This window comes from Chthoniobacter flavus Ellin428, from assembly GCF_000173075.1.
In the GTDB taxonomy this organism is placed as follows: Bacteria; Verrucomicrobiota; Verrucomicrobiia; order Chthoniobacterales; family Chthoniobacteraceae; genus Chthoniobacter; species Chthoniobacter flavus.
The window spans coordinates 25,618-50,520 of the sequence record NZ_ABVL01000036.1; the positions used below are offsets into that span (position 1 = coordinate 25,618).

Annotated in this window: 21 protein-coding genes; 11 read left to right on the forward strand and 10 right to left on the reverse strand. The window is 60.8% G+C overall.

Annotated features, from left to right (window positions below; translation table 11 throughout):
• The first annotated feature begins 91 nt into the window (after positions 1–91).
• Together CFE428DRAFT_RS30110 and CFE428DRAFT_RS30115 are read left to right on the forward strand one after the other, a co-directional pair.
• Positions 92–1,321 (forward strand): hypothetical protein, encoded by a 1,230-nt coding sequence (locus CFE428DRAFT_RS30110; protein ID WP_006983509.1) that lies wholly within the window; start codon positions 92–94, stop codon positions 1,319–1,321.
• A complete protein-coding gene (locus CFE428DRAFT_RS30115) occupies positions 1,318–2,844 on the forward strand; it encodes a hypothetical protein (RefSeq protein WP_006983510.1) in 1,527 nt (508 codons plus the stop codon). Before CFE428DRAFT_RS30110 ends, CFE428DRAFT_RS30115 begins: the two co-directional genes overlap by 4 nt.
• A gap of 133 nt (positions 2,845–2,977) precedes the next feature.
• On the opposite strand, the gene CFE428DRAFT_RS30120 is transcribed toward CFE428DRAFT_RS30115, so the two are convergent.
• A complete protein-coding gene (locus tag CFE428DRAFT_RS30120; protein WP_006983511.1) occupies positions 2,978–3,412 on the reverse strand; it encodes an exosortase system-associated protein, TIGR04073 family in 435 nt (144 codons plus the stop codon).
• 342 nt (positions 3,413–3,754) lie between these two features.
• Here CFE428DRAFT_RS30120 and CFE428DRAFT_RS30125 point away from each other — a divergent pair, with 342 nt between their 5' ends.
• Positions 3,755–4,462 (forward strand): hypothetical protein, encoded by a 708-nt coding sequence (locus CFE428DRAFT_RS30125; RefSeq protein ID WP_006983512.1) that lies wholly within the window; start codon positions 3,755–3,757, stop codon positions 4,460–4,462.
• Positions 4,463–4,617: 155 nt separating this feature from the next.
• On the opposite strand, the gene CFE428DRAFT_RS30130 is transcribed toward CFE428DRAFT_RS30125, so the two are convergent.
• A complete protein-coding gene (locus tag CFE428DRAFT_RS30130) occupies positions 4,618–5,766 on the reverse strand; it encodes a Gfo/Idh/MocA family protein (protein ID WP_006983513.1) in 1,149 nt (382 codons plus the stop codon).
• Positions 5,767–5,912: 146 nt separating this feature from the next.
• Here CFE428DRAFT_RS30130 and CFE428DRAFT_RS30135 point away from each other — a divergent pair, with 146 nt between their 5' ends.
• Positions 5,913–6,944: a DUF4034 domain-containing protein gene (locus CFE428DRAFT_RS30135; RefSeq protein ID WP_006983514.1), complete on the forward strand. Its 1,032-nt coding sequence runs from the start codon at positions 5,913–5,915 to the stop codon at positions 6,942–6,944.
• A 19-nt stretch (positions 6,945–6,963) separates the two neighbouring features.
• Here CFE428DRAFT_RS30135 and CFE428DRAFT_RS30140 read toward each other — a convergent pair whose 3' ends face one another.
• Entirely contained in the window at positions 6,964–8,280 is a 1,317-nt protein-coding gene (locus tag CFE428DRAFT_RS30140; RefSeq protein WP_131990103.1) for a DcaP family trimeric outer membrane transporter, read from the reverse strand.
• Between the two features lie 291 nt (positions 8,281–8,571).
• On the opposite strand from CFE428DRAFT_RS30140, the gene CFE428DRAFT_RS30145 reads away from it, so the two are divergent.
• Complete coding sequence (locus tag CFE428DRAFT_RS30145; RefSeq protein ID WP_006983516.1) at positions 8,572–9,012, forward strand: hypothetical protein; 441 nt, start codon at positions 8,572–8,574, stop codon at positions 9,010–9,012.
• Positions 9,013–9,067: 55 nt separating this feature from the next.
• Here CFE428DRAFT_RS30145 and CFE428DRAFT_RS30150 read toward each other — a convergent pair whose 3' ends face one another.
• Together CFE428DRAFT_RS30150 and CFE428DRAFT_RS30155 are read right to left on the reverse strand one after the other, a co-directional pair.
• The gene (locus CFE428DRAFT_RS30150; RefSeq protein ID WP_006983517.1) at positions 9,068–9,883 is read right to left on the reverse strand and encodes a hypothetical protein; all 816 of its coding nucleotides are present in this window, start codon (positions 9,881–9,883) and stop codon (positions 9,068–9,070) included.
• Positions 9,880–10,863 (reverse strand): zinc-dependent alcohol dehydrogenase family protein, encoded by a 984-nt coding sequence (locus CFE428DRAFT_RS30155; RefSeq protein ID WP_006983518.1) that lies wholly within the window; start codon positions 10,861–10,863, stop codon positions 9,880–9,882. Before CFE428DRAFT_RS30155 ends, CFE428DRAFT_RS30150 begins: the two co-directional genes overlap by 4 nt.
• Positions 10,864–10,980: 117 nt before the next feature.
• Between CFE428DRAFT_RS30155 and CFE428DRAFT_RS30160 the strand changes: the two genes are divergently transcribed.
• Positions 10,981–11,973, forward strand: coding sequence for a cytochrome D1 domain-containing protein (locus tag CFE428DRAFT_RS30160; RefSeq protein ID WP_006983519.1), 993 nt, complete (start codon positions 10,981–10,983; stop codon positions 11,971–11,973).
• Positions 11,974–11,993: 20 nt separating this feature from the next.
• Positions 11,994–12,794: a COG4705 family protein gene (locus tag CFE428DRAFT_RS30165; protein ID WP_006983520.1), complete on the forward strand. Its 801-nt coding sequence runs from the start codon at positions 11,994–11,996 to the stop codon at positions 12,792–12,794.
• On the opposite strand, the gene CFE428DRAFT_RS30170 is transcribed toward CFE428DRAFT_RS30165, so the two are convergent.
• On the reverse strand, positions 12,791–13,930 hold the full coding sequence (locus tag CFE428DRAFT_RS30170; protein ID WP_006983521.1) for a HoxN/HupN/NixA family nickel/cobalt transporter: 1,140 nt from the start codon (positions 13,928–13,930) through the stop codon (positions 12,791–12,793). The genes CFE428DRAFT_RS30165 and CFE428DRAFT_RS30170 overlap by 4 nt on opposite strands.
• 89 nt (positions 13,931–14,019) lie before the next feature.
• Between CFE428DRAFT_RS30170 and CFE428DRAFT_RS30175 the strand changes: the two genes are divergently transcribed.
• A complete protein-coding gene (locus CFE428DRAFT_RS30175) occupies positions 14,020–14,307 on the forward strand; it encodes a metal-sensitive transcriptional regulator (protein WP_006983522.1) in 288 nt (95 codons plus the stop codon).
• 25 nt (positions 14,308–14,332) lie between these two features.
• Here CFE428DRAFT_RS30175 and CFE428DRAFT_RS30180 read toward each other — a convergent pair whose 3' ends face one another.
• The 4 genes from CFE428DRAFT_RS30180 to CFE428DRAFT_RS30195 form a co-directional block, all read right to left on the reverse strand.
• Complete coding sequence (locus tag CFE428DRAFT_RS30180; RefSeq protein ID WP_006983523.1) at positions 14,333–14,974, reverse strand: PAS domain S-box protein; 642 nt, start codon at positions 14,972–14,974, stop codon at positions 14,333–14,335.
• Positions 14,975–15,104: 130 nt separating this feature from the next.
• Complete coding sequence (locus CFE428DRAFT_RS30185; protein WP_006983524.1) at positions 15,105–18,356, reverse strand: efflux RND transporter permease subunit; 3,252 nt, start codon at positions 18,354–18,356, stop codon at positions 15,105–15,107.
• Positions 18,353–19,543: an efflux RND transporter periplasmic adaptor subunit gene (locus CFE428DRAFT_RS30190; protein ID WP_049975800.1), complete on the reverse strand. Its 1,191-nt coding sequence runs from the start codon at positions 19,541–19,543 to the stop codon at positions 18,353–18,355. The genes CFE428DRAFT_RS30185 and CFE428DRAFT_RS30190 overlap by 4 nt, the downstream gene beginning before the upstream one ends.
• A 345-nt stretch (positions 19,544–19,888) precedes the next feature.
• Positions 19,889–20,077, reverse strand: a complete 189-nt coding sequence (locus CFE428DRAFT_RS30195) for a hypothetical protein (protein ID WP_157447692.1) — start codon at positions 20,075–20,077, stop codon at positions 19,889–19,891.
• Between the two features lie 198 nt (positions 20,078–20,275).
• Here CFE428DRAFT_RS30195 and CFE428DRAFT_RS30200 point away from each other — a divergent pair, with 198 nt between their 5' ends.
• From CFE428DRAFT_RS30200 to CFE428DRAFT_RS30210, 3 genes are read left to right on the forward strand one after another with little or no spacing between them, the layout of a single operon-like run.
• A complete protein-coding gene (locus tag CFE428DRAFT_RS30200; RefSeq protein WP_006983527.1) occupies positions 20,276–22,159 on the forward strand; it encodes a DUF1549 domain-containing protein in 1,884 nt (627 codons plus the stop codon).
• A gap of 13 nt (positions 22,160–22,172) precedes the next feature.
• Positions 22,173–23,507 (forward strand): DUF1501 domain-containing protein, encoded by a 1,335-nt coding sequence (locus CFE428DRAFT_RS30205; protein ID WP_006983528.1) that lies wholly within the window; start codon positions 22,173–22,175, stop codon positions 23,505–23,507.
• The gene (locus CFE428DRAFT_RS30210; RefSeq protein WP_006983529.1) at positions 23,504–24,568 is read left to right on the forward strand and encodes a WD40 repeat domain-containing protein; all 1,065 of its coding nucleotides are present in this window, start codon (positions 23,504–23,506) and stop codon (positions 24,566–24,568) included. The genes CFE428DRAFT_RS30205 and CFE428DRAFT_RS30210 overlap by 4 nt, the downstream gene beginning before the upstream one ends.
• Positions 24,569–24,903: the final 335 nt, after the last annotated feature.

Sequence of the window (24,903 nt, forward strand, 5' to 3'; positions counted from 1 at the left end):
GTGATAGTCGGAAACCAGATGGTCTCAATCTCAATCCATTCAGGTTGCGCGACAAGCCGCTCCCGACTAACTACTACGGTTACTTTTCCCCATGCAGACCTCGCCTGTCGCAGCTGCCCCTGGCATCGCCACCGATGCCCTCGAACCCGTTCCGCCCTCGGCGCAGGCCCGGAGGGAAATTACGCATGCCGGTTTCTGGCCGAGCGTGCTTTTCGCCGTGGCGGCGACCAGCATCCTTATCGGCATCATTTGGGACATCTCGTGGCACATCAGCATCGGACGCGACACTTTCTGGACACCGGCCCACATGGCCGTTTACCTCGGTGGCCTGCTGGGAGGCTTCACCGGGGGCTGGCTGGCGCTCCGCTACACTTTTTTTCCGGGCCCGAATGCGCGCAATGAATCAGTGAGCATTTTCGGGGTGCGGGCGCCGCTCGGCGCCTGGGTGACGATGTGGGGGGCGGTCGCCATGCTCACCTCGGCGCCCTTCGACGACTGGTGGCACAATGCCTATGGGCTCGACGTTCGGATCATCAGCCCACCGCACACCGTGCTCGGGATCGGCATGATCGCGATCAGCGTGGGCGCCTTGCTCGTTGGCCTGGCGCATCAAAACCGGGCGAATGACCGCACGGGCAACTGGCTCTTTACCTACATCGGCGCGGTGTTCGTCACGCTCGGCAGTGTGTTCAGCATGGAGCTGACGTTTCCGAATCTGCAGCATGCCGCAACCTTTTACGAAGTGTGCGCGGCGGTGTTTGTCCTTCGGCTTGTGACTCTCGGCGTGGCCGGACGCATCTCCTGGCCGACCACGCGCGTGGCGACTATTTCCGTAGGGATCCAGTGTCTCGCCACGTGGATCCTGCCGCTTTTTCACGCCCAGCCCAAGCTGGCGCCCATTTTCAATCCCGTGACGCACATGGTGCCGCCGGCTTTCCCGGTGCTGATCATGGTTCCCGCGGTAGGGATCGATCTCCTCCTGCAGAAGACACCGCTGAGCGATAGTCCCTGGAAGCGGGTGCTGCTGGGCTGCCTCCTCGGGACGGTCTTCATCGCGACGTTCATTCCCGTGCAATGGCTCTTTGCCGAATTCCTCCTTACGCCCCACGCCGATAACTGGTTCTTCGCCGGCGACCGCTACTGGGGCTACCAAACGCGCATCGATCATCTCTGGACCCACAAGTTCTTTCGTCTGGCCAAGGACATGGATGGCTACGACCCGCTCACGCCGCGCGCGGTCGGCCTCACCTGGCTCATCGCCAGCGTCAGCTCGTGGCTCGGCGTGGTTTGGGGTGGCTGGATGAAAAGGGTGCATCGATGAGCCGTTCCCGTTTCTTTTTCGCCTTCATCGTCCTCTGCCTGCTCGCGGTGAATGCGCGAGCGCACATCGGCAGCCCCGACGTTTTCTTCGACGGGAAGATTGGCCCCTACCCCGCCAAGGTGACCATCCGCGTGCCGCCGGTCGTGCCCGGCCGGGCGGAGATCGATGTGCGCCCGGTGAGCAATCGTCCGTTGCAGGTCTCGATCCTTCCTCTCTTTTCCAAGACTTCGCTCAAGAACAGTCCGCCGCCCGAACCCGCACTGCCGGCGCCGGAAGAGGCGGGGCTGTATCGCGGAGACCTGTGGCTCATGCGTTCGGGCGGTTACAGCGTGGAGGTGAAAATCCATGGCGACGCCGGTGACGGCGTGGTGCAGATCCCCGTCAACTCGGTGGCCACCCACCAACTTCCCCTGCCACGCTACCTCGCCGTGGCGCTCATCGGACTGGCCGGCCTGCTGGTCATCGGCGGGTTGGCGATCGTGAGGGCGGCAGCGGGCGAGAGCACATTGCCACCGGATACCGCGCTGGATTCCTCGCATCGCCGCAAGGGACTGATCGCCGCCACCTTCACCGCTTTCCTCTGCCTCGGCTCGCTGGCTGGGGGACGCTATTGGTGGAATGTCGAAGAAGCTTCTTTTCGCAAGCATCTGCGCGAAGGGGCGTGGCCCGATCTCGCTGCAGAAGTGCACACGGCAGGCGGCCAGCGCATCCTGCACCTCACCGTGGGCGAGACGACCTTCGGTCCGCACTACACCATTCCCCTGCTCACCGATCACGGCAAACTCCTGCACCTATTCCTGATCGGGAAAGATGGGAATAGCAGCGTCGCGCATTTGCATCCCATCAGGCAGGGCGGCAAGGTTTTCGAAGTCGCTCTACCGCCGCTGCCCGAGGGTGATTACCGGATTTTCGTCGACCTCACCTTGAGCGACACGGGACTCAGTTCCACGACCACCGCTTCGATTCATCTTCCACCGGTCCCTTCCGGCTCCACTCCCACCGATAACCTCCGGGTAGATCCAGACGATTCCTGGGCCACGTGCACGACGCCATCCGTCGCCAACGCAGCGGATGCCGTCTCCGCCTATCACTTTGAGGATGGCCTGCAGTTGCTCTGGAAGCCGCATCCAACCCTGCGCGCCCGTCACGATGCCGGGCTGCAATTCGAAGTGCGCGACGCTGCCGGCCAACCGGCGACGCTCGAGCCGTACATGGGCATGATCAGCCACGCAGCCGTAATGCGCGCCGACGGCGGCGTCTTCGCGCACCTGCATCCGGCCGGGAATTTTTCCATGGCCGCCCAGTCTTTCTTCGAGTCGAAAGTGGCCGGGGAAGCCAGCGGCGGAGCCACATCGTCAGGGATGATGGATCATTCCAGGATGCATCATGGCGGCGCTACGGCGTCCTCCGCATTCGAGCTGCCTTACGAGTTCCCCTCCGCCGGTGACTATCATCTGTGGGTGCAATTCAAGACCGCCGGCCAGGTGCATACCGCACGCTTTGACGTAACGGTCGCGCCCTGAGCCTTTTGAGCGACTGAACCAGTGCCTCCTCCGTTCTTTCCTCTGCGTTCTCGGCGTCCTCTGCGTTAAAATAAATGCGAGAAGTCCCGACCCGTTCGGCCAGCGAGGGACAGCCGATCCGTATCCCGCCTGCTCACCAACCGCTCTCGTATTCGCGGGAATAGCGATAGTGGCTCTCGAAGCCCAGCTCCGGCGGGAATTCCTCATAGCCGCCATGAATCCACGGCAGTTCGCTGCGATACGGCGGCTTGTAAGTCCCGTGGTGCGTCGCAAATGGGAAAGTGAACACTTCATACAACCCCGTTCCCAAGCGCACGAAGAACCGGCCAAAGCCTTTCACCGCGCCATAGGAAAAGGCGGCGGAATTGCCTTCGTAAAAATTAGTCCGCGACGGCTGGACGATAATCTCACTCGAACCAAACATGATATTCGCCAAACCGCGACCGAGCTTGCGCGTCGGGCCATAATCATTTCCCGGCGGATCCTGAATATCCGCCCACGCGCTCCCACCGAGGAACGAAAACCCGGCGACTGCGACCAGGATCCTCAAGGCATGTTTCGTATTCATAACGGTTGCCTATGGACGAAACGTCGTGCGTTTCCGGCGACGCGTCCAAAGGTTTTTTCTTCTTTTCGCAACTCCGGGCGCGCCCGGGCGGGTCAGAAAAAATTAGCGCCTGGAACGGCCGGGCGATTCCCGGCTTGTCGCCGCGAAGAGATTCGAATAAACCTCAACTCATCTGGGGAACCGACGTTCGACTGAATTCATATTCATCGAACCAATTTGAGTGTGCCGTCTGCCGGACGTGGGTCCCGGATAAAGCCAGACCAGCGCCTCCACCATCAAAACAAGCGCCCGCTTCATCGCAGGCATGTGCTCGTTGGATTCGAGGCTCCTTCCCACCACCCCATGAAAGCCAAAGCGTTCCTTCTCTTCCTCCTCCTCACCGCCTTCGCCTGCGCGGACGACGAACTCGTTTCCATCGATCCAGCCACTGGCATGGTCACCATCCAGCAAGGTGGCGCCTTGAAAACCTACCGCATCAAGTCGTTCACCGACATCACGATCAACGGCCAGAAGGCCACGGCGGCTCAATTGAAAGCGGGGATGCAAGTGACCATCGGTTTGGCCGACGCACAAACTGCTTCGAAAATCATCGCCAATGGTAATTCGGGCGCGGCGGCTCACACCGCCCCCGCCTCGACTCCGGCGACAAAACCGTTGAGCGACAGCGGATCTTTCCAAAAACTGACGCACCGGATCGTTTTCAAGGGCGAGATCGACGCTGGCGACAATTTAATCATCGAGAATGGCAAGCTGCACATCCAGCACATCGACTGGCAGAAGCCGACGGATATCTCGATCAACGGCGTCAATTGGGCGCCTAAATGGAATGGTAACACCTCGGATGACTTTACCGCCTTCAACCCGCCGCTCGCACCTTTTGCTGGAGCCAAGGTGACCGTCCTCAGGGTGAATATGAAGGCGCGCAGCGACGCGAAGCTGCTCGAACCTCCGACCGAAGCCAACGGGCAGAAGTTAACTGTTCACCTGCAGGACAAGGGCGCCGGCGCGAGCCATTTCGAGGTCCACATCATTTGGGAGAAGCCGTACTGAGGGGGGAAAGTTGAGAGTTGATGGTTGATAGTTGAGAGCCGGTTTTCGGCCGGCCATGGCTCGGGGCAAAGTTAGCTTTTTCTTTGCAGGCGATGCCGAGAAATTTGTGCGCCGCAAGCGTTCTTCACATGCTTCTTCGAATTCGTGGACGCGACTTAGGAAACTGTCACCCACTTGCCTACCGCGGCGCTCTTTAGCACTGCTTCGCAGATCTTCACCTCGTGGTGGCCATCCGGCGCGGTGGCGAAGAGCAACGGCGTTTTGCGGCCGCTGGCGATGTGCTCGTAGATCGCGCGGTAGTGCATCTTGTGGCTGTCGGGAAAGCCTTCGGGATGGCCGCCGGGGTAGTCGGTGAAATGCGCGACATCTTCCAGGAAGCCGGGCGTGCCGCGCTGGAGGATCTGGTTCGGTTCATCGCGGCGACCTACATAAATTTCATTCGGCTGCTGCAAGTCCCAGCGCATGCTGGCTTCGCTGCCGTAGATGCCCAGGGCGAGGGAACATTTCCACCCGGCGGCGACTTGCGAGATGGCCGCGTTGGCGTGCACGCCGTTGTCGTAGCGCAGGAGCACGCTGGCAAAATCCTCGGTGTCCACGGGATAGCTCACCATCGTCTTCGGGTCGACCTTGGCAAAAGTCTTCACCTCGCCGCGCGGACGTTTACGCCGCTTGTGAAAGGTCTCGAGCTTGGCGAAGACGGATTCCACCTGCGCGCCGAGGATGAAAGAAACCGCATCGATCCAGTGCGTGCCGATGTCGCCCACCGCGCGCAACTTTCCGCCCTCGCTGGCCAGCACGCGCCAGTTGTAATCGGTGTCCTTCAAAAGCCAGTCCTGGAAGAAATGCCCCTGCACGTGGATGATCCTGCCGAGGTCTCCGCGCTGCACGGCGGCGCGCATTTGCAAAATGGCTGGGAAGAAGCGGCAGTTGTAATTCACCGCCAGCACGGTCTTCGCTTTCGCCGCGGCCTTGACCACGCGCGCCGTCTCCTTCGCATTCATGCCGAGCGGCTTTTCGCAAACCACATGTTTGCCCGCGGCGAGCGCGGCGAGCGCTTGCTCGACGTGCAGTTTGTTCGGCGAGGTGATGTGGACGACGTCCACATTGGGTGAGGCGTACATCGCACGGTAATCGTAGTTGCCGTAGATTTCCGGGATACCCCATTTATCCGCCGTGGCCTGGGCGTTGGCTGTGGAACCGCACACGGCGGTGACCTGCACGCCGAGACGGCGCAATGCTTCAATGTGAACGGGAGCGATGAAGCCGGTACCAATGATGCCGGCCCGGAGGGAAGTGATCGACATAGCCGCGAAGCTACGGAAACGCGCCGGTCGGCGTCAATCGCCACTGCGCCTTCCCTGCCATCGACCGCGTGGCAATTCCGGCAAATAGACTCGCAAGACCCGCACGGCTTCGGTAGCCAATAACGACGTCCAAGGCCCGTTTTCCGATGAACTTCTCGCTGCGCCCGATCCTGCTGGTTACAACGCTCCTCTTCGCCTCCCTGCTCCTGCCCGGATGCGATCGACAGCAAGAACCGCCACGGGTTCAATATGCCGGCCGCGACAAGGTGCGCGGGGAGATCGATGCCTTTCTCTTCCAGACGCGGGGCAATTACAACCGCAGTAACTTCAAGGCACTCGAGGCCAGCATGGAGGAAATCCGCAAAGGCGATCCGGTTTTCGGCAATGGCTCATGGAAGATCTATAACTTCTACGACTCGCTCGAATGCGATGACTCCGAACCGGAAAGCATGTGGCAGTTACACGAGCGCATTCACAAAGCCTGGATCGCGACTTATCCGGATTCCATTACCGCGCGGGTGGCGTATGCGAATTTCCTCGTGGATTACGCGTGGCACGCCCGGGGATATGAATACAGCGACAAGGTCAGCGAAAAGGGCTGGCGGATGATGGGGGAGCGCCTCGCCGCCGCCCAACATGTGCTCGACGAGGCGAAACCATTGAAGCCGCAGTGTCCCATGTGGTGGCACGTGCAACTGCACATCGCGCTGGGCCAGGGTTGGGACCGCGCCCAATATGGCAAGGTCTACAACGAAGCGAAGAGTCTCTTCCCCAAATTCCACGGCTACGATAACTCGCTCGCCACTTATCTGATGCCCCGCTGGCATGGACAGCCAGGCGACTGGGAAAAAGCCGCCGAAGCCGAGATGCACCGGCCCAATGGACTCGGCGCGGAAGGCTATGCGCGGGTGGTCGCAAATCAGCACGGCTATTACGACAATATCTTCAAGGAAACACAGGCTTCATGGGCGCACACCCGCGAAGGCATGGAAGCCATGCGGCAGAAATATCCGGAGTCGCTACAAATCCTGAATCAATACTGCAAACTGGCCTGCCTCGCCGGCGACCGCGTCACCGCCAAATCGCTGTTCCAACAACTCGACGGATACAAAGACGAGCGCGTCTGGGGGAACGGCGGCACTTACGCGCAATATCAAAAGTGGGCCAACGCGAATTGAACGCGTTTAATGCAATGACTTAATCGAACAACCGGTAGAGCAGGCTCAACTGCAAGCGGAAGTCATCGCCGAATCGGCCATCGTGGACTTCGCGCCGGCCATAGAGACCTTCCACGCCGATGCTAAATTGCTTGTTCAACTTATAGATGAGATTCGCGCTGCCGTAGTGGGTGACGTGATAGGCATCGCCAGCCTGGCCATCGGTGTTGGAGATATTTACGTAACCGTAGCTCAAGGTGGAGCGCCACTGGTCGTTCCAGCGATGAGTGTAGCCCAGCATCCCACTCACATAACGCAAGGCATGCAGTCGACCGTTTGCGTCGTAAGCGGCATCGGTATTTTCAAAGCTCGAATCGTTTCCGAATGCGCCAATCCCTTCGCCATAGACCACCCACGCCCGCAACACATCCTGCGAGCTCACATTGAGGGCGGCGCTCGCATCGAAGCCCCAGCCAAACACGCGCTGATCACCCACGGACTCGCCCTTCGCGCCGATGCTTCGGAAGATCGAGCTCAGTTGCACGTGCCCGCGGCCACCACCATCCCAGATCAGATTCATCCCCGTATCGGGCATGCGGGTTTCGGTGACGATGGAGGAGTCGAAGTTATCGTCGACCAGGATATCGGGTTTCTCGATGCCGAAGGTGACCTTCCACTGTTCGTTGAGCGCAAACCGATAATGGATCAGCGCCCGGCGGACCCACTCGACGGCGTTGGTACCCTCGTAGTCGAGCGTATCCGGCCAGTTATTGCGATCGACGAAGAGACTGTAAGTGAAGCCGCCGCGGAGATTATAATAGTCGCCAAAGGCTTCCCGCAGCCGGTACTTCATGTCACTCGTATCGGAGCCGAAAAAGTCGTTCTGGTAATAGAGTCGGAAGTTGCCGGGCTCACTCGGCGCCCGGATGTCGAAATCGATCTGGGAGCCGTTGGAGTTGAAAAAGACTTGCCCGCCACCCGCATGCTCCAGCGTGCCCGCGAGTGGCAGTTTCGCGGTGACGAAGCGGTAGCGGTCTCCCGGATTCCCACTATCCACCGTCATGTCGAGACGTGGTTTGAAATTGAATCGGACGACGAACGGCGTCTCCGGCAGGGCCAGGTAGCCACGCATCGGTGGCGTCGGCGGCGGAGCATAGACTGGTTTGCCGGCCAGCGCCGGTGGTGGCGGGACGGGATCAGGTGTCGGAGCAACTGCGGTCGCCCTCGGTAACGGCGGAGTAGGGCGGTCTTTTTCCAATTCGGAAATCCTCGCCCTCAAGCCATTGATCGCCTGCTGCATCTGCTCGACCTGCGCCTTCAAATCGGCGACCTCGTCACCGCGCAGCTCCGTTGTCAAAGTGGCCAGGATTAAAACGAGGCCGGTTCCAACCCGCATCGAGATAGCCCAGCGCCGGAGAGACAAAGCCATCCGCGGAGTCTGAACAGGCTCCGTAGCAGAACTGCGTTTGCCGGACTGCCTCATAACCGGGAAGTTAACGCGTGTTATCGCCGAGCGGGATATCGCCGTCCAGCTTCATTCACGGACGTTCCCGATGGCAACTTTGGACAAGTGCCGGGATTCAGTATATTCGCGACCTCGCCGCCTCCGGCAAGCTCCTCGAGCCGCATCTCCATCTCCCGCCTTTTCATGAAATACACGATCCCTCTCCTGGCCCTCATCGCCGCTGCCGCGCTCGCCGGTTGTGCATCGCCCGGTCAGACTTACGCCAAACAACATCCGGAACTCCCGGCGCCACATCTGCAGATCCTGAACACCGGCAAAATCCCGGATGGCACGGCGGTGGCCGGAATGACCCGCGAGCAGGTCCAACTGGTGATGGGAGTCGAACCCGTGCAGTATCTCAAAGTCGACGGCCACGACGCGTGGGTCTACGTGAAGAAGAAGCTCAGTTCGGCGGGGATTAACTCGGGAAACGATGCTGCCTTCAACCACCGGGATACCCGCAGCCAGCACTCGATGGCCGAAGGTGAGGAGCACGCCCCAGGAGACCAACCCACCACCAAGACCACGGTCTACTTCGACGGCGAAACCGCAACGCGCGCAGACGTGGTCAACGGCGGGCTGTAAGCACCTTTTGTGTTAGCCAGGGTCAGTGACCCGAAACCGGCTTCACTGAAGCCGGCTACGGCGTCGGCATTTCGCGCCCGGCGAAACCCTCGGGGACAAAAATCGCGCCGTGCTCGCGATTCACAGCCCGCGTCGCGGCCAGGGCGATGCGCTGGAAAAAGGCAAGACGATCGTCCTCGGGAACTTCGTACCAATGCGGTTTCACCTTGAGCAGCAGGTCTCCGCCCACGCGCTCCAGCAATCCCCAGCCACACGGCAGCAGGTGTGACGACACGATGTCTGGTTCGGCGACGACATAGAAGAGATTCGCCGCGCCGTATTTGGTCAACCGGTCAAACTTGGTATTGCCGTGCAGGCGATCGCTGAGCCGCCGGATTTCGCGGATGATCTTTTCGTAGCGCTCGTAACCCGGCCGCTCGAAATTCAGCGTCTCGTATTCCTGGAAGAGCGAGTCGCCATTGCGAATGGAGGGATAATGAAGACAAAGCTCCTGCTCGGCGCGGCCTTTCTTTTCGTGTAGCGCTTGCAGGCGTTCGGCGGTGGCTTTCATCGAGCGCGCATCGCGAACGAAATCCGTCGTCGAGGCTTTGCATTCGAAGATCGCCGTCACGCCGACCGCCGTTTTCCACACGAGCCGTTCCCGATCCGTGCGCGTATCACGCCGCGCCTCTCGCACTCGCTGCGGCTTGTAGGCGGCGACGTCCATCCGCACGCGATGATTGGGCAACGACACTTCCGCGGCTGCGATGCGAAAGCCATTCATCTGCGCCCAGAGCAAAGCCAGCCGCTTGAGGTCGCGGTGCGTCTGGCTTTCACCGCTTTTCGCGGTAGGTACATTTTCTTCCGGTTGGGACGGGGGAGTCGCGCTCATGGCTGAAGAACGGCCGCGCCTGTCAGTTGGCCGGAGCGGAGCCGCGCGAGCGCTTCGTTGGCGGCTTCGAGTGGGAAAGTCTGCGTGATGGTGTTCACCGGGACCCGGGGAGCGATCTCGAGGAATTCGCGCCCATCTGCGCGGGTGAGATTCGCGACCGAACAGATCGACCGCTCTTCCCAAAGGTCACGATAGGGAAACGACGGGATGTCACTCATGTGAATGCCGCCGCACACGACCGTTCCGCCCTTGCGCACCGCGCGCAAAGCCGCCGGGACGAGCGCACCCGCCGGCGCGAAAATGATCGCGGCATCGAGCGGCTGCGGCGGCGCGGCATCGGAATCGCCGGCCCAGACCGCGCCCATGCGACGCGCAAATTCCTGCGCCTCCGCATCCCCATGCCGGGTGAAGGCGTAGACGTCGCGATTTTGGAAACGTGCGACTTGCGCGACAATGTGTGCGGCAGCTCCGAAACCGTAGAGACCCAGCCGCGTCGCCTTACCCGCCTTGCGCAGGGAACGGTAGCCGATCAAACCCGCGCAAAGCAGCGGCGCGCATTCCACATCGCCAAAACTCTCCGGCACTGCAAAACAGAAGCGTGCATCGGCGACGGTGTATTCCGCATAGCCGCCATCGACCGTGTAGCCGGTGAAGCGTGCGGAATCGCACAAATTTTCCTGCCCGCTGCGGCAAAAATCGCACTGCCCGCATGTCCAGCCCAACCAAGGCACCCCAACGCGATCGCCGACGAGAAACTCCCGGACGTTGTCGCCGAGTTTCTCGATTCGCCCGACGATCTCGTGGCCGGGAATCAGCGGCAGCTTGGGGTTCGGCAATTCACTATCCACCACGTGCAAGTCGGTGCGGCAGACGGCGCAGGCACCGACACGGATTAATACCTGCCCGGCCCCCGGCTCGGGTACCGGCACATCCCGCAAGACGAGCGGTTGTCCCGGATTCTCGAAAATCATCGCGCGCATACCCTTCCTATACGGCTTTCGTTCGCAACCGTCGCCCTCGAACAGGGTTTTTGGAATTCAGAATCCGTTCAGAATTCCCCGCTCACCTTCCCGCCACCAAAACAACCACCCCTCCCTATGAAGTCACCCGCCGCTCTCTCCTCGATCGGTTTTTGCCTCCTGCTTCTCGGCCTCGGCGGTCTCTCCGCCCAGGCTGCCGATTTGCTGGTTCCCGGTGAACCCGTGACACTTTCCGGCGCACACGGGAAATTCGACTTCCTCACGGTGGACAGTGCCAGGCACCGCCTGCTGGCGGCGCATCCGGGCAACGCTTCGCTCGACGTCATCGACCTCGACAAGCATCAACTCATCAAGAGCGTCGCCACGGGTGTCGCGCAATCATCGACGGTGGATGAAAAGGCGAATCGCTATTACGTGAGCGTCAGCAAGCCGCCGCAAATGGTGGTGCTCGATGCTGGGAAACTGGAAGAAGTCGGCAAAATCCCATTGGGCGGCCCGGCGGATATTTCGGCCTTCAATGGCGAAACCGGGCAGAACTATGTCTGTCACGACGACGCGAAGGAATTGTGGGTCGTCGATCCGCAAAAGCAAAAGGTGACCGGCACGGTCACCCTGCCGGGCGACGCTCCGGAAGATCTCGGATTCGATCCCAAATTCCAGCGGCTCTTCCAGGCCCTCAAGACGAGCAGTGTCATCGCCGTCATCGACGTCGCCGAAAACAAGGTCGTCGCCTCGTGGCCAACCGCCCCGGCTCAGGCACCGCACGGCATGACCATGGTCCCCAAGGAAGACGCGTTTCTCGTCGCGGGCGGCAATGGGAAGCTGGTGATGATGAGTCAAAAGGACGGCCACGTTCTCGCCTCGACGGACATCCCATCGCGCGTCGATCAAATCGCCTATGATGCGGAATTGCATCGTGTCTATTGCGCCAGCGGCACGGGTAAGATCGGCGTGATCGAAGTCGGGAACGGAACGCTGAAGACGCTCGGCGAAGTACCTTCCAGCGAAGGCTGCCACAGCATCGCAGTCGACCCGAATACGCACACCGTCTGGGTCGCTTACGCCAAAGGCGATGCGAGCTACGTCCGCCCCTTTAGCGCTGTGAAGTAACCATCAACCGGGAGGCCGCTATGGAGAATACTACGAAAGACACCATCAAGGAGATCGCGAGCAAGGTTCCAGAAGTCACGTTCATCTTCTGGATCATCAAAATTCTCGCCACGACCCTCGGCGAGACCGGAGGGGACGCGGTCACGATGGCCCCGCTGAAGTTGGGCTACGCCTACGGGACGATCATTTTTGCCATCATCTTCATTGGCGCGGTAGTCGCGCAGATCATCGCCAAAAAGTATCACCCCTTCTTCTATTGGTTTACGATCATCGCCTCCACGATGCTCGGCACCACCATGGCCGATTTCGCGGATCGTTCCCTTGGGATCGGCTACACGGGGGGCAGTTCCATCCTTCTCGTGTTGGTGTTGCTGTCTTTGTTCACGTGGCGGTTCGTCCTCGGTTCCGTGGCGATCGACTCGGTGAGCTCGGCGAAAACAGAAGCCTTTTATTGGCTCACGATCATGTTCTCGCAAACTCTCGGGACCGCGCTCGGCGATTGGACGGCGAGCGACGACGGGCTGAATCTGGGGTTCGCCCGCAGTGCGCTGCTCTTCGGCGCCATGCTGGCGGTCATTGCCGCCCTCTATGCATGGACGAAAATTTCCCACACGATTCTATTCTGGGCCGCATTCATCCTCACCCGCCCGCTGGGCGCGGCGGTGGGCGACTTCCTCGATAAACCGCATGAAGAAGGCGGACTGGAAGTTAATCGTGCCCTGGCATCCGGAATCCTGCTCGTCCTCATCATCATCCTGGTCCTCGTCTTCCCGCACCGGGCTGCCACGCGGCGGCAATCAGCGGAAAACGGCGCTCCTTAGTGCAGGGCCTTTAGCGCGGCCAGGCCGTGCCAACCCTGCCACGCCAGAAAGCTGGCGAGCACGACGAGCACGACGCACGAAATGTAAGGCGCCTGGCGCATGATCTCCCCGAAGCCGCGGAATTTTTTCTCGGCATGATGGACACTCCACGCAGCGATGGCGCCGACCGTCACCATGGTCAGGGCCAGCCCGAAGCTAAAAGCTCCGACGAGCGCGAAGCCCAAGGTGAATTGCTTCACCTGCAAGCACACGAGGAGCACGGTGAACGCCGCAGGGCACGGCATTAAGCCTCCGGTAAGACCGAAGGCGATGATCTGCGCGGTCGTCACTTCACGATTCTTCAACCAGGACCGGATCTCCGCGGCATGCTCGGCCTCGTGCTCGTCTTCATACTCCGCGCCGTGCTCGTGACCGTGATGATGATGGTGGCCATGGTCGTGGTCGTGGTCATGCTCCCGGAATTGCGCGAGATAGAGATGCGGTTTGCCCTCGTGGGTCACCGTCAGCGTGAGATCGAACTCATGCGGTTCCGGAATCTCGGTGGTCGATTCGAAATAGCCTTCGCGGACCGCAAAAGAATAGGTCTCCTGGGCACCGCCAATGCGCAAGGTTTCCACCGCCACATCCGCCGGCTTGAGGGCGTGATGAACGCTCTCCGGAAAGATCAACCGAAAGACCGGTGGCACATCCTCCTCGAAAACCGTCAGTTTTACCTCACCCCACGGCGTCTCGAATCGTTTGACGTCGTCGTGCCCGTGATGGTGGTGATGGTGATGCTCGTGGGCCGCGCGGACGTTGCGCCGCGTTCGCCAGAACATCCATACCGCCATTGCCAGGATGAGAACCGCGGACAGCAGATGAAAATACGGTTCGACGGTCTCGGCATTCCAAGTCGCCCCGTAGCGGAGCGCGCCCGCAGCGAGCAGCCAGATGATGAGCGAATGCGAAATGGCAGCGGACACGCCCAGTAAAACGGCCTGGAAGATCGTTCCCCGGATGGCAATGATGAAGGCAGCCATCATGGTCTTGGAATGCCCCGGCTCCAGTCCGTGCAAGGCGCCGAGGACAATGGCCGTAGGAATGAACAGCCAGGCGTGGGTGGTGCCCTGCTGGATCACTTCGGTGAACGTGGTCATAGGATGGACTATCCCCCCTCCTCGATGGGGGCAAGTCTCACTTTACCGAAGTAATCTGGCTTTCGCGACGAATCGCGTTAGTCTGCCGCATGGCTTCTCATCACCACGAGCATTCCCCGGCGGAAAAGCGCGCGCTCCTCTTGCGGTTGCGCAAGATCAGCGGCCAACTCGCCGCGGTCGAGCGCATGATCGAGGCAGATCGCGATTGTCCCGAGGTGCTCATGCAGGTGGTCTCCGCCCGCAAGGCGTTGAAGTCTTTTGCCCAAGTGGTCATCCATCAACACACCCATCAATGTATCGACGGCGCATCGGACCCGAAGGATAGCCGGCGCAAGCTGCATGAGTTGCTGACCGTGCTGGAACGCTATATCGAATAACTAACCAGGTATAAATTCAAGCTGGTTAGAGATCCGGCTTGGGCGGCTGTGTCCCCTTTTCCAAATGTGAGACAAACTCCTGCCGGGCCTGATCGCTAATCCCGTGCGTAACCTTGAAATGCAGCCGGGTGGTCAGAAAGTCTTCGATGGTTTGCCATTGTCCTCCGGCGCGAATGCGCTTGGTCCAGGCGCAGACGGTAAGTAGCTGATTCTGAAGCTGATGCACCTCTGCGTTTGAGCGGGCCAGTTCCTCGTAGAGGCGCTGTTTGGTGTTGGCGTCCGCGCGAGCGCGTTCCTCCGCCTGGCGCAGCGGCGTAATATCGATCACCTGGTCGACAAAGAAACGCGGCCGCTGGTCGATCTCCCGGGCTAACGTCACCACGTGGAAAACGGAAAGATAATGCCCGTCCTTGTGCTTGCAGCGCTTCTCCAGTTGGAAACTGCCCACCTCGCCGCGGATCAACTGGCCAAGATTAGCCAGCATTTCGCCCAAATCGTCCGGGTGGCTAAGCCGCTGGAAATCCAAAGCTAACATTTCCTCCTGGCTGTAACCTAACAACGCCGAGAGCGACGCGTTCACGCGCAGAAACCTCCCGTCCACGGCGATGATTGCCATGCCGTTGGCCGCGTGATCGAAAGTGTGCTCAAAAAGCGAGGTCGTCGTCACGGTGAAAGCGGATACGCAGATACAGGGCGGCTATTGCAGCAGCAAATCCTGCCAGTTGCGAGTCAGCGGGCGTGTTGGCTACCAGAGACAATCCGTGAGAGCGAGACATATTATTACCCTTAGCCATGAATCAGAGTCGTGTCGCCAGCAGGACCCACCGGCGGCACCGCTGGTGGCGTTGAAGGGGGATTGCCCGGTTTCCTCTGTGGTGGCTCTCTGGCGGCGGATGGTGCAGGACGTTTTTGCCGGTGAGTTTGCGGATGACCGTGTAAAAAACCGGGGTAAAGAAAACGCCGAAAAAGGTCACCCCGAGCATTCCGAAAAACACCGCGGTACCCATCGCTTGTCGCATCTCTGCGCCAGCACCCGTCGCAAAGATGAGCGGCATCACACCAAAAATGAAAGTGAAGCTCGTCATGAGAATGGGCCGCAACCGCAGCCGCGCCGCTTCGATCGCCGCCTCGGCGGCGGTCATACCAGGGTTATTCTCCTGCTGCTGCTTGGCGAACTCCACAATGAGCACGGCGTTCTTGACGCTCATGCCCGCGAGCACGACAAAGCCGATCTGAGTAAAGATGTTGTTATCCATATGCCGCGCCCAGACGCCGGCGATGCCACACAAAAGACACATCGGCACGATGAGGATGATCGCGGTCGAGAGCGCGAAGCTCTCATACTCCGCCGAGTGAGTGAGCCAGACGAAGAGGATACAAAGCGGGAAAATGAATAGCGCCGTATTGCCCGCGAGCTCTTCCTGGAAGGCCAGATCGGTCCACTCGAAGGCATATTCCTTGGGCAGCACTTTGTTCACCACTTCCCGCATGGCCGCGATGCCCTGGCCGCTGCTGTAGCCCGGCGCGGTGGTGCCATTGATCTCCGCGGACATGTAGAGGTCGTAACGCTGGATGCGGTCCGGCCCGGTGATGTCCTTGAGATCCATGACCGCATTCAGCGGCACCATCTTCCCATCTGCGTTACGCGTCTGGAGACGGGCAATATCGGACGCCTTGGCACGGTACGGCGCGTCCGCCTGCGCGGTGACATGCCAGGTGCGGCCGAGGTAGTTGAAGTCGTTCACGTAAAGCCCGCCGAGGAAGACCTGCAGCGCCTGGAAGACATCGGTCACGGCCACCTTCTGCTGTTTGGCTTTGACCCGGTCGACATTGCCATAGAGCTGCGGCACACCGGCACGGAAGCTGGAGAAGAGCGCGCTCAATTCCGGCCGTTTCGATGCTTCTTCGATGACCTTCGCCGTCACCGCCTGGAGTTGCTGCGGTGTCCCCTGCCCGGAGCGATCCTCGATCTGCATCTTGAACCCACCCGCGCTGCCTACACCGCGGACCGGTGGCGGCGGGAAGACGAGGACGAGCGCTTCGGGAATATTGGCAAACTGCTGCTTGAGCCGCGCGGCGATGGCCATGGCTGTCATGTCGGCCCGACCCGCGCGTTGGTCGAACGGCAGCAGCGGGGTGAACATCACGCCCGCTGCGGAGGAGTTCGAGCTCGAGAGGACATTCAAGCCGGCCACGGTAAAAGCGCCGCGCACACCGGGCGTCTTCAGCGCCACATTGGAAAGCTCCGTCAGCGTCTTTTGGGTGCGCTCGATCGACGCCGCATCGGGCATCTGCACGCTCACGATCAAGTAGCCCTGGTCCTGCGGCGGGATGAATCCCGTCGGCACCGTCTTCAGCCCTTTGTAAGCCAGGAAGACCAACCCGCCATAGACGATCAAGGTAATGGCACTCATGCGCACGGCCTTGCGCAGGACGGTGATGTAAACCCGATTGCCGGCATCGAAGGTCTTGTTGAAAAGACGGAAGAACCAGCCGAGCACCCAATTCATGCTTCGGGTGAACCAATCCTGCCGCACCCCGCGCGGCTTGAGCAGCAGCGCCGCAAGCGCCGGGCTGAGCGTGAGAGAGTTGAACGCGGAGAGCAGCGTGGAGAAGGCGATGGTCAGCGCAAACTGCCGGTAGAATTGTCCGGTGATGCCACTGACGAAGGCGACGGGAATGAAGACCGCCGACAAGCCGAACGCAATGGCGATAATCGCCGGCGTCACCTCATCCATCGCCTTGAAAGCCGCATCGCGCGGGCTGAGTCCGTGCTCGATCCAGCGCTCGATATTTTCGACGACGACAATGGCGTCATCGACCACGATACCGATCGCCAGCACCAGCCCGAACAGCGAAAGGATGTTCATCGAGAACCCTGCCACGAACATTGCCGCAAAGGTGCCGACCAACGAGACGGGGATGGCGATCAGCGGCACCAGCGAAGTCCGCCAGGTTTGCAGGAAGATGAGTACGACCAGCGCTACCAGACCGATGCCCTCCACGAGGGTGATGATCACGTCCTTGATACTGTCCCGCACGAACCGGGTGGTGTCGTAGGGGATTTCGTATTCCACCCCCGCCGGGAAGCGCTTCTTCAGCTCCTCCATCTTTTTGTAGATGGCATCCGCCGTCTGGATGGAGTTCGAACCGGGCAGTTGGAAAATCGCCATGGCCACCGCGGGGCGGCCGTCGTAGGTCATCGCCGTGCTGTAGTCCGCCGCGGCCAGCTCGACGCGGCCCACGTCGCGCAACTGGGTGATGCGGCCATCCTGCCCCACATTCACCACCATGTTGGAAAACTGGCTGGGATCGGTGAGCCGCCCCTGCACGTTCATCGTGTATTGGAATTGCGTGGTCCCGGGCGGCAGCGGCGGGCCGCCGATGATGCCCGCGGCCACTTGCACATTTTGCTCGCGCACCGCGGTCACGATGTCGCCAACGGTCATGTTGCGGGAGGCGAGTTTGTCCGGGTCGAGCCACAGCCGCATGGCGTAATCGCGCACGCCGAAAATCGTGATGTCGCCCACGCCGGGCAGACGTGCGATCTCGTCCTTGATCTGCAACGTCGCGTAATTGCTCATGAAGACCGTGTCGTGCGAGTTGTCCGGCGAAGACAACGCGACGACGACGGTGATGTCCGGCGACGCTTTTTTGATGGTGATCCCCTGCTGTTGCACCTCCGCCGGGAGCTGCGGCTGGGCGATGGCCACGCGGTTCTGCACCTGCACCTGCGCGACGTCGAGATTCGTGCCTACCTGGAAGGTCACGGTCAGCTTCATCGCGCCATCGTTGGTACACTGGCTCGACATGTAGAGCATGTGCTCGACGCCATTGACCTGTTCTTCGATCGGGGTGGCGACGGTGCTGGACACCGTCTGGGCATTCGCCCCCGGATAGACCGTGGTGATCGTCACCGTCGGCGGAGCGATTTCGGGATACTGCGACACCGGAAGACCCAGGATCGCGAGCGTGCCGGCGATGACCGTCACGATCGAGATCACCGAGGCGAAGACCGGACGATCGATGAAGAAATGCGCGATACTCATGGCTCGGATTTCGCGGGCGCGTCCGGCGATGAGTGCGTGGTATCGATACCGCTGGTGCTGGCATCCAGCGCCGCGATGGCCTCGGCGGAAATCGGCGCCGACTTCGGCGTCACTTTACCCCCAGGGCGCACGAGTTGCAGCCCGTTGACGATCACGCGTTCATCCGGTTTCAAGCCTTCGGTGATCGAGCGCAGGCTGCCGAAGAGTTCGCCCAACTGCACCTTGCGCACGGCCACGGTGTCGTCCTTTTCCACCACCATGAGATAGCGCTCGTTCTGCTCCGCGCCTACCGCCAGATCCGGCACGAGCAAGGTCTTGTACGGCCCGCTGCCGGTGATCCGCATCTGCGCGAAAAGCCCAGGCGTCAATTCGCCCTTCGGATTCGGGATCACGCCACGCAACTGGATGGTCCCCGTGCCAGGGTCCACGCTGTTGTCGATGAAGTCGATCGTGCCTTCGTGCGGAAAACCCTTTTCGTTTTCGAGCTGCATAAAGCAGGGAATCTTCGCATCCCGGACATTCTCGCCTTTGGTGCGTCGCGCATAGGCCTCGTATTTCAGGAAGGAGCGTTCCGGCACCGAAACGTAGCAATACATCGGATCCACGGAAACAATGGTCGTGAGCAAGGTGGCCTGGCCGGCGCCGCCGTTCACGAGGTTGCCGACGGTGATATACATGCGGCTCACCCGTCCGGAGATCGGCGCCGTCACGCGGGTCCAGTCGAGATTGAGCTTCGAAGTATCGGCGGCCGCCTTGTCCGCGGTCAGTTGGGCGTTCGCCTGGTCAAAGCCGGCCTTGCTGCTGTCGTATTCCTGCTGGGAGATCGTTTTCTTTTTCAGCAGATCGTCCGACCGCGACAGCTGCGCCTTGGTCAGCGCGACCTGCGCTTCGTCCTTCACGACATTGGCCTGCTTGTTTTCGAGGTCCGCCTTGAAGGGCCGGTCGTCGATGATGAAGAGCACATCGCCCTTCTTCACCAAGGCGCCTTCCTTGAAAGGAGCGGCCTCGATGATACCGCTGATGCGTGCGTTAATATTCGCCGTTTCAGGCGAGACAAGGTGGCCGGTATATTCGTCCCAGTCCGTCACTTCCCGGTCCAACGGAGTGCTGACCGTGACGATGGGCGGAGGTGGCGGCTGGGCGGCAGGCGGCTTCCCGCAACCGGCGAGGCCAAGGGAGAGGGCCATGACCAAAGGAATCGCCCCCTGTCCGGGGGACTTCATCACCGCCGCACGAACCTGACTTCGGAACATCTTTAAATTCATCTAGATTGGGCTGCGGCTTCGTCGCTGAGGAATGAGAGATGACGTACCGTCCCGAGGAATCGGCGGACGGTCAAGTGACGCTCCTGTTTCAGTTGAATCGCCGCGCGCAGTTTGCACGCTGGCGGGCGCGATTCAATCAATCATCATTGTGGCGAATACCACCACAACGAGACCCACCTGTCAGAGTAAATTATCGCCTCCCGATGACTATTTCCCGCAACTCACGGGTTTACCCAAGCGCCGGTATGAACAGCGCTCACCGGAATCTCAGTTCCACCCGCCCTGCTCCAGTCGTACGCCGTACTCGATCTCTAGGTAGAGCCGGTTACTCAGACCGTCGAACTCCGCATGGACGGTCGTAAAATCCGGCGTACCCACGGCTTGAGCCGCCTGCGCCTGGTTCGCCCGCAGCATGCTTTCGAGGAATTCCATGGTCTGGGTGTGGAGGGGATACATGGTGCCGATAGTAAGCAGGTTCTGTGGGAAAAACATAAGTGAAATTACGGTATTTTTAATGACGCACGCTACCTCTGCTTTCTATCAGTCCGATTCGTCCTATGAGAGGGATGGGACAAATAGGACCTATAGGACTGAAATTCTGGTTTAAGGTTTCCGCAGGAAAGGCGTTGTTCAGGTGCTATAAATCCGCTGGCAATGCTTCCCAGAACGACCCTTTCACTCCTCTTTACCCTCGCCACTGCCCAATTTTTGCACGGTCGGGATAACGCTGCGACGCTGTGGTCGACCAAGGTCCAGCCGATTTTTGACGTCAACTGCGTGAAGTGCCATGGCCCCCTCGATCAGAAGAGCGGGCTGGAGCTCGACACCGCACAGGCCGCGTTGAAAGGCAGCGAGGATGGCCCGGTGATCGTCCCCGGCAAACCCGAAGAAAGCGCTCTCTGGCAGAATCTCGAGGCCAAGGCCGACCCGCACATGCCGCCGAAGAAGCAGCTCTCGGAAACCGAGCGCGCTGTGGTGCATGAATGGATCGCCGCACTCACCGCCGAGGCCACGGCGCCGGCCAAACCGCACCCGGAACGTCATTTCGAATCGATCCCCCAAGCCATCGACACGCTTATCGACGAGGGCTGGAAGGATCGCCATGTGCAACCGGCGCCGGCCGCGGATGACCGCACGTGGTGCCGCCGCGTTTATCTCGATCTCGCCGGGCGCATCCCAACCCAGGCTGAAGCGGATGAATTTCTCAAAGCCCCCGCCGACTCGAAGCGCCCTGCGCTCGTCGAGAAGCTGCTCGCCTCCAGCGAATACGCCGTGCACATGCGCGAACTGTGGGACGTCTTCCTCATGGGCCGCGGCAAGCGAGACAACGGCGAAACCCGTCGCAAAAACGCCGGCTGGTGGGATTTCCTCGAGACCGCGTTTCGCACCAACCGCCCGTGGAATGAAACCGTCCACGCCATCATCACCGGCCGCGCGGACAAGCCGGAGAACAAGGGCTCCCCATGGTTCCTTTACGAGCGGAAAAATGATTACCAGCACATTGCCGAGGCGATCGCGCCCATCGTGTATGGCACGAAGATCGATTGCGCGCAGTGCCATGACCATCCGTTGGCCCGCGAGATCAAGCAGGGGCATTACTGGGGCCTCGTCACCGCGTTCAACCGCAGCAAGAACATCGAGGGCACCTCTGCGGTCGCGGAGTCGGCCGTCGGCGGATATCCGAATTTCACCAATCTGAAAAAGGAATCGCAGCCCGCGGTGGTAATGTTGCTCACCGGACATACGCTCGCGGAAACCTGGCCCGCCGGCGACCAGAAGGAAACAGACGGCGACGACAAATACGTGGACGCGAAGGCCAAAGTGCGCGTGCCGAAGTATTCGCGGCGCGAAGCTTTCGCCGATGCGGCGACGACCGACAATCCCCTGCTCGCGCGCGCCTTCGTGAATCGCATGTGGGCCACGCTGCTCGGCCGCGGCATCGTGAATCCCGCGGATGAAATGAACGGCCGCAACGCGCCGAGCCATCCGGAATTGCTCGATTGGCTGGCGAAGGATTTCGCCTTGCATCAATACGACACGCGCCGCGTCGTGCGGGGCATCGTGCTGAGCCGGGTGTATGGCTTGCAGCCTTCGGATGCCACGCCACCGGAAGCGTTTGCTGGCAGCCTGGAGCGCCCGCTCACCGCCGAGCAGATCGCCCGCTCGTGGCGCGTGGCCGCCGGTTTGCCGCCGACGGATGACACGCTGCGCCACGCCGTGGTCATGGCCCTTCCGGACGTTCTTCCCAAGGCCTACAACGCCACTTTCCAGCAGGCGCAATTCCTCTCGGATGCGCCCGCGCTCGCCGCCCTCGTGCAACCCGCAAACGACAACGCTGCCGCGAAGCTCGCCGCCTTGCCGGATGCCGCCGCCCGCGTGCGCCAGGCTTTCCTCGACGTCTACGGCCGCACGCCGGATGACGAAGAAACTGCCCACGCCGTGGCCTTCCTCAATGGGCGCGGCGACAAGACCGTGGAAGCCTCTCGCGATCTGCTCTGGGCGCTAATGACCAGCGGTGAATTTCTGACGATGCCTTAACGACGTCGAACCGATGCAACCCGATTCTTCCTTTCTGCCCGTCGGCAAGTGCCCAACCAACGAGCATACTCTCCATCGCCGGCTTTTCCTCAAAGGCCTCGCCGGGGGCGCGCTGGCCAGCGTGACCAGCTTCGCCGGCCTCTTCCAAAACCCGCTGTTTGCCGAGGCGACGATGAAGGCGCAGAAGCGCTGCATCCTGCTCTGGCTGTGCGGCGGACCGAGTCAGTTTGAGACTTGGTATCCGAAGCCTGGCCGCCCCACGAGCGGGCCCTTCGGCCATATCCCGACGAAGATTCCCGGCATCCATTTCTCCTCGCTCATGCCGCAGTGCGCCCGCATCGCGGACAAGCTGAACATCGTGCGCAACATGAAGACCGCGCAACCGGAGCATTTGCAGGCGATCAATCTCATGCAGCGCGGAAATCCCGATCGCGCCGGTTTCACCCGCCCCACGCTGGGCAGCGTGCTCGCCCACGAGATCGGGCAGCTCAATTCACCGATTCCGAATTTCATCCTGCTCGATCCGATTCCCGGGGGAAATGAATTCGAGGGTTTCAAGGCGGGCGATTTCGCCGGCTGGCTCGGCGCGAAATACTCGCCCGTGCGCCTCGGCGGCGACTACTCGAAGCTGCTCAACGCGGCCAGCGATGCGCTCCCGCAGCACGATCTCGAGTCGCGCGAAACGCTGCGCCAATTCCTCACTGAAAAATTCGAACGTGCTCGCAACAGCACCGTGGCCCGCAGCGAAAACAACGCCTTCGAGCGCATGAAAGGCCTCGCCGCCAGCGCGGACCTTTTCGATCTCAACAAATTGCCGGCGAAAGATCGCGAGCGCTACGGCCCGGGCAGCTTTGCCCAGCATGCGCTGCTCTCGCGGCATCTTGCCGAGCACGGCGCGCCGTTCGTGATGGTGGCAAACGGCATGAATTGGGACAACCACGTCTTCCAGCACGAGATTCATCAGATGCTCGTGCCGGAGCTGGACCGCGTGCTCTTCAATCTCATCACCGATCTCGAGGAGCGCGGCATGCTCGACTCGACGCTGGTCATTGCCATGGGCGAGTTCGGCCGCACACCGTGGATCAATCCGGCGCGCGGGCGCGACCATTATCCCACTGCGTGGAGCTTCATGATGACTGGCTGCGGCTTGAAGCGCGGCGTCGTGACCGGCGAAACGGACATCGACGGCGTGGACGTCGTCGGCACGGCGCATAACGAGCAAAACCTTTTCGCCACCATCTTCACCGCGCTCGGCATCAATCCCTACGCCGAATACGATCTGCCCGGCCTGCCGACTTTCCACCGGGTGGAAAACAAGGCGGAACCCATTCGCGACCTGCTGGCATGAAACTGACTCTCGCTCACGATCACAAACTGGCCACCGGCGTCCTCGGTCTCGCCTTCACTCCGGATGCCAGTCGCGCCTTCGCCACCTGCATGGACAACATGCTGTATTCCGTGGACCTGGCCAATGGCGAGACGCACGCCTTCAACGACGCGCACGGCTCTTACGCCAGTGGCTGCGTGCTGTTGCCCGATGGACGCACCGTCATTTCCGGCGGCTATGATGGCCTGCTGCTCTGGCATGATGTAGAGTCGCGGGAATGCTGGCGGCGCGTGCAGGCGCATCAATTCTGGAACTGGCAGCTCGCGCTTTCGCCCGACGGCACGCGTCTCGCCACCACCACCGGGCAATACGCGCCCGCCGGCTGGAAATACGAGCCCGCACCGGAACGCGAGCCTTCGGTGAAAATCTTCGACACCGCCACGGGCGATCTTCTGTCCAGCTTCTCGCACACACCGCCGGTGATGAGCTGCGCGTTCACGCCGGATGGCCAATATCTCGCCGCGGCCAATATCCTGGGCGAAGTGCGCGTGTGGAATGTCACCAGCGAGGATGGCAAGCCGGTGGCGCAATTCACTTCCCCGGATTTCACTTCGTGGGGCACGACAAAGTCGCATCACTACACCGGCGGCATCTACGGCCTGGCCTTTTCGCCGGACAGCGCCGTGCTGCTCTGCTGCGGCATGGGCCCGATGGGCGACCCCATGGCCGGCAATGGCAAGATGACCTGGCAACGCTGGAACTGGAGGGAAGGCAAGCGCATCGACGAAATCAAGGAAGGCCAGCACGGCGGCGGTCTCATGGAATCCGTGGCCTGGCACCCGAGCGGCTCGCATTTCCTCATGGCCGGACGGCAGGCGCAGGGCAATTGGAACATCGCGCTCTTCTCGGCCGCCGACGGCAATCTCGTGCACTCAGTCGATTCGAAAAAGCGCGTAACCCACGCCCGCTTCACCGCCGATGGCAACGCCGTAATCCTCTCCGGCGCCCAAGGCCAGGGCACGCGAAAAAAAGACGGCTGGGAGCCATGGGGCCGTGTGCAGGTTTACAAGGTGGAAGCGTAATCTCGGTTATCGTCCCTTTTAAGTTTTTTAAGGATTCTTCACACCCGGCGCAGGGAATCCCGTCGGTGTAACTGCTATACCTGAAGGCGTAAGGTAAGCGTTATCCGTAGCGCCATCGGAACGGGGTAGTTTCGTAGATTGGGTAGGAGCTACGCTATGCAATCTATGGAGCAGGCCGATCAAGTATTGAAACAGGACGCCCGAGGGCGTGTGTGGACGCCAGCGGAGCGGCGGGAGGCGGTCCTGGATGAGTTTGAAAGGAGCGGGTTACCGGCGGCGCAGTTTGCCGCCCATGTCGGAGTGAAGTATCCGACCTTTGCCAGTTGGATGCAGAA

What these genes read in the sequence shown, in the direction of transcription:
- CFE428DRAFT_RS30110 (WP_006983509.1), top strand. Translation starts at nt 92, where the DNA reads ATGCAGACCTCGCCTGTCGCAGCTGCCCCTGGCATCGCCACCGATGCC.
- CFE428DRAFT_RS30115 (WP_006983510.1), top strand. Translation starts at nt 1,318, where the DNA reads ATGAGCCGTTCCCGTTTCTTTTTCGCCTTCATCGTCCTCTGCCTGCTC.
- CFE428DRAFT_RS30120 (WP_006983511.1), bottom strand. Translation starts at nt 3,412, where the DNA reads ATGAATACGAAACATGCCTTGAGGATCCTGGTCGCAGTCGCCGGGTTT.
- CFE428DRAFT_RS30125 (WP_006983512.1), top strand. Translation starts at nt 3,755, where the DNA reads ATGAAAGCCAAAGCGTTCCTTCTCTTCCTCCTCCTCACCGCCTTCGCC.
- CFE428DRAFT_RS30130 (WP_006983513.1), bottom strand. Translation starts at nt 5,766, where the DNA reads ATGTCGATCACTTCCCTCCGGGCCGGCATCATTGGTACCGGCTTCATC.
- CFE428DRAFT_RS30135 (WP_006983514.1), top strand. Translation starts at nt 5,913, where the DNA reads ATGAACTTCTCGCTGCGCCCGATCCTGCTGGTTACAACGCTCCTCTTC.
- CFE428DRAFT_RS30145 (WP_006983516.1), top strand. Translation starts at nt 8,572, where the DNA reads ATGAAATACACGATCCCTCTCCTGGCCCTCATCGCCGCTGCCGCGCTC.
- CFE428DRAFT_RS30150 (WP_006983517.1), bottom strand. Translation starts at nt 9,883, where the DNA reads ATGAGCGCGACTCCCCCGTCCCAACCGGAAGAAAATGTACCTACCGCG.
- CFE428DRAFT_RS30155 (WP_006983518.1), bottom strand. Translation starts at nt 10,863, where the DNA reads ATGCGCGCGATGATTTTCGAGAATCCGGGACAACCGCTCGTCTTGCGG.
- CFE428DRAFT_RS30160 (WP_006983519.1), top strand. Translation starts at nt 10,981, where the DNA reads ATGAAGTCACCCGCCGCTCTCTCCTCGATCGGTTTTTGCCTCCTGCTT.
- CFE428DRAFT_RS30165 (WP_006983520.1), top strand. Translation starts at nt 11,994, where the DNA reads ATGGAGAATACTACGAAAGACACCATCAAGGAGATCGCGAGCAAGGTT.
- CFE428DRAFT_RS30170 (WP_006983521.1), bottom strand. Translation starts at nt 13,930, where the DNA reads ATGACCACGTTCACCGAAGTGATCCAGCAGGGCACCACCCACGCCTGG.
- CFE428DRAFT_RS30175 (WP_006983522.1), top strand. Translation starts at nt 14,020, where the DNA reads ATGGCTTCTCATCACCACGAGCATTCCCCGGCGGAAAAGCGCGCGCTC.
- CFE428DRAFT_RS30185 (WP_006983524.1), bottom strand. Translation starts at nt 18,356, where the DNA reads ATGAGTATCGCGCATTTCTTCATCGATCGTCCGGTCTTCGCCTCGGTG.
- CFE428DRAFT_RS30190 (WP_049975800.1), bottom strand. Translation starts at nt 19,543, where the DNA reads ATGGCCCTCTCCCTTGGCCTCGCCGGTTGCGGGAAGCCGCCTGCCGCC.
- CFE428DRAFT_RS30195 (WP_157447692.1), bottom strand. Translation starts at nt 20,077, where the DNA reads ATGTATCCCCTCCACACCCAGACCATGGAATTCCTCGAAAGCATGCTG.
- CFE428DRAFT_RS30200 (WP_006983527.1), top strand. Translation starts at nt 20,276, where the DNA reads ATGCTTCCCAGAACGACCCTTTCACTCCTCTTTACCCTCGCCACTGCC.
- CFE428DRAFT_RS30205 (WP_006983528.1), top strand. Translation starts at nt 22,173, where the DNA reads ATGCAACCCGATTCTTCCTTTCTGCCCGTCGGCAAGTGCCCAACCAAC.
- CFE428DRAFT_RS30210 (WP_006983529.1), top strand. Translation starts at nt 23,504, where the DNA reads ATGAAACTGACTCTCGCTCACGATCACAAACTGGCCACCGGCGTCCTC.